Here is a 2,235-nt window from a genome sequence, read left to right on the forward strand (position 1 = left end):
CCGTCATTCCGGGGCAAAAGGTCGACTTCACCGGCGACCCGCTGGTCGGCGCATACGCTGCTGAAATCGCGCGTGACGAACTCGAGCACGTTACCTTTTTGCGCACGGCACTTGGCGCCTCCGCGGTTGCAATGCCGGCGCTTGACGTAGGCGGCACGAGCGCGACGGGGGCATTCTCAATCGCGGCGCAAGCAGCCGGCGTGATCGGCCCGGGCCAGGTCTTCAATCCGTACTCGAGCCCGACGAACTTCCTGATTGGCGCGTTCATCTTTGAAGATGTCGGCGTAACAGCGTACAAGGGCGCGTCGCCGCTGATCACGAACAAAACGTACCTGGAAGCGGCAGCCGGCATTCTCGCTGCCGAGGCTTATCACGCCGGTCTGGTTCGCACCGTGCTGTTTTCGCGCGGCATGACGACGCCTTCTATCTATACGACCGTGCAGCAGATCTCCGATGCCCGCGATTCGCTCGATAGCTCGACAGATGTAGACCAGGGCATCACCGGCGCAACGGCCGGAAGCTCGAACATCGTACCGCTCGATGCCAACGGTCTTGCATTCAGCCGCAGTTATGACGATGTCCTGAACATCGTGTACCTGAACAAGGGTGCAGTGACGCAGGGCGGGTTCTTCCCGGCCGGTGTGAACGGCACGCTGCACATGAGCAGCGCGTTCGTCTGAGCGTTAAAGAACTTGGGGTGGGTGAAGCGGGCGGCGCCGGTTCTCGCATGTGGGGTCATGCGGAACCCGGCGCTTCTTCGGTCATTGGATAGCTTAAAAGATTTCAGGAGACGATCATGAAAAACGTTTCTATCGGCGCATGGCGCGAGCGTACGCGGCTCGGGATCGGATTGTCGATCATAGCGGCCGGTGCCGGCTTGCAGTTGCTTCAGTGGCTTCATACATCGATGCCTGGATAAATACCCCCACCTTTCCCTCGTTCACACCAAATCGACAACACTGTGCCGCTCACGCATAATTTGCAGCGCGCAGTTGCGGCGCCATGCAGCCATGCTGCGTGTCCAGGTCGGTTCAAGTCGTGTAACGGGAGAGGGCGAAGATGGGTACGAACCGGATCGAAGCGTTCAGCGACGGCGTGATCGCCATCATCATCACGATCATGGTGCTGGAACTCAAGGTGCCGCACGGCGCCGACCTTGCCGCGCTGGGCACGTTGATCCCTGTTTTCTGCGCTTACGTCCTGAGCTTCGTCTACGTCGGGATCTACTGGAACAATCATCATCACCTGATGCATGCGGCAAAACGCGTCAACGGCAGCGTGCTGTGGGCAAACCTGCACGTGTTGTTCTGGTTGTCGCTGTTTCCATTCACTACCAACTGGATGGGTGAAAACCACCTTGCGTCCTGGCCGACCGCACTCTACGGCTTCGATCTCTTCATGACGGCAGTCGCGTGGTATATCCTCACGCGCACGCTGATCGGCTTGCACGGCGCCAACTCCATGCTCGAGCGTGCGATCGGGGCGGACTTCAAAGGCAAGCTCTCGGTGGTCCTCTACCTCATCGCGATTGCCGCGTCCTTCTGGGAACCCTGGATCGCTGCCGCCCTGTACGCGATCGTCGCTGTCGTCTGGCTCGTGCCCGATCGCCGTGTGGAAAAAGTGCTGATGACCGAGGAGCCGTAAGAGCGGCTCCTGCCAGCATGAACGGTGCTACGCTTCGGGCATGAAGTCCTGAGAGCGAAGCCCATGTCATCAAATGCGATACGCATCGGCGTAATCTCCGATACCCACAACCTCGTGCGCCCCGAAGCGCTTCACGCGCTGCGAGGCTGCGAGCACATCCTTCATGCAGGCGACATCTGCAACCCCGCCGTGCTGGACGCGCTCAACGCGCTTGCACCCGTCACCGCAGTTCGCGGCAACAATGATTCGGGCGTGCAGATCGATGACCTTCCCGAAGCGGTGACGGTGCGTTTGGGCGAGACATCGATTCATGTCGTGCACGATATAGCGGATGTCCCGCGACGGCTCGACGGTATCGATGTGGTCATCACGGGCCATTCGCACAAGCCGCTGGTTGAGCGTCGCGGTGCGACGCTCTTCGTCAACCCCGGGAGCGCCGGACCACGCCGCTTCAAATTGCCGATAACGCTTGGGATCATGGTCATCGAAAGCGGCGAGGTGAAGGTGGAGATCGTGACGCTGGTCGAGTGAAACCATCGGAATAAAAAAGAGGCCGTTCCCAACCAGGAACGGCCCCTTTGCTTTATCTGA

4 protein-coding genes are annotated in these 2,235 nt (G+C 59.9%); all 4 read left to right on the plus strand.

The window, feature by feature from the left end:
* On the plus strand, positions 1–680 hold a 680-nt coding region (locus ACFFAR_RS31280; RefSeq protein ID WP_375509238.1), incomplete at its 5' end, for a ferritin-like domain-containing protein.
* Between the two features lie 116 nt (positions 681–796).
* Positions 797–919: a hypothetical protein gene (locus ACFFAR_RS31285; RefSeq protein ID WP_256701365.1), complete on the plus strand. Its 123-nt coding sequence runs from the start codon at positions 797–799 to the stop codon at positions 917–919.
* Positions 920–1,059: 140 nt separating this feature from the next.
* Entirely contained in the window at positions 1,060–1,644 is a 585-nt protein-coding gene (locus ACFFAR_RS31290) for a TMEM175 family protein (protein WP_061999026.1), read from the plus strand.
* Positions 1,645–1,707: 63 nt separating this feature from the next.
* The gene (locus ACFFAR_RS31295) at positions 1,708–2,175 is read left to right on the plus strand and encodes a metallophosphoesterase family protein (protein WP_075360485.1); all 468 of its coding nucleotides are present in this window, start codon (positions 1,708–1,710) and stop codon (positions 2,173–2,175) included.
* The last annotated feature ends 60 nt before the right edge of the window (positions 2,176–2,235 follow it).

It is taken from the genome of uncultured Caballeronia sp. (assembly GCF_964243625.1).
Lineage (GTDB): Bacteria > Pseudomonadota > Gammaproteobacteria > Burkholderiales > Burkholderiaceae > Caballeronia.

What these genes read in the sequence shown, in the direction of transcription:
- ACFFAR_RS31285 (WP_256701365.1), top strand. Translation starts at nt 797, where the DNA reads ATGAAAAACGTTTCTATCGGCGCATGGCGCGAGCGTACGCGGCTCGGG.
- ACFFAR_RS31290 (WP_061999026.1), top strand. Translation starts at nt 1,060, where the DNA reads ATGGGTACGAACCGGATCGAAGCGTTCAGCGACGGCGTGATCGCCATC.
- ACFFAR_RS31295 (WP_075360485.1), top strand. Translation starts at nt 1,708, where the DNA reads ATGTCATCAAATGCGATACGCATCGGCGTAATCTCCGATACCCACAAC.